Raw genomic sequence first — 620 nt, 5'->3', positions numbered from 1 at the left:
CGCGGCGCCGACGTGCGACGGCCCGCTCGCGAGAAAGCCGGACGCGATCGCCTGCGTGAGCGTGACGCCGGTGCCGATCGCGACACGCGGCGCGAGCACGGTCGGCGTGATGTAGCCGAAGCCGGCGTGCCACGCGACGAGCAGCATGTCCATTGCGGCTTGCGCCGGTGCGTCGGTGCGTGTCGCGCCGGTCAGCACGAGCATGCGTTGCGCCTGGTTTGACGTACCGGCGAGCGATGCGTCGATCGAGTCGTGGCGCGCGGCGAACGGACGGCCTTCGATCGCGGCATGCAGCAGGAACGGCGCGGCGGCTGCGCATAACAGCATCGTGTCGAGATCGGCGTCGCCCGGCGCTTCGCCGTGTACGCGGGGCGTCACGTCGTCGAAGCCGCGCAACAGGCCGGACGCGGCCGCGAACACCGGCGCAACACCCGCAGCGCCGAGATCCGCGGCGACGGATTGCGCGGCCGAGCCTGACGCCAGCGCATCGGCGAATGCCGCGAGCCGCGCGCCGATTACCGCTTCGTGCGCGCGATGTTCGGCGCTGCCAAGCGCGACGTCGAACCACAGGTGCGCGAGCGCGCCTTCGAACGTCGTCGCGCCGATCAGCGCGTTCAGGA

1 pseudogene is annotated in these 620 nt (G+C 71.9%); it reads right to left on the bottom strand.

Annotated elements, in window-relative coordinates:
• Nucleotides 1-620, bottom strand: a pseudogene (locus G3N99_RS41360) (citrate/2-methylcitrate synthase); the annotation flags it as partial.

This window comes from Burkholderia sp. Ac-20392, from assembly GCF_017104585.1.
GTDB classification, from domain to species: domain Bacteria; phylum Pseudomonadota; class Gammaproteobacteria; order Burkholderiales; family Burkholderiaceae; genus Burkholderia; species Burkholderia lata.
The sequence above is the reverse complement of the archived record's forward strand: the minus strand, read 5'-3'. Positions and strand labels throughout refer to the sequence as shown.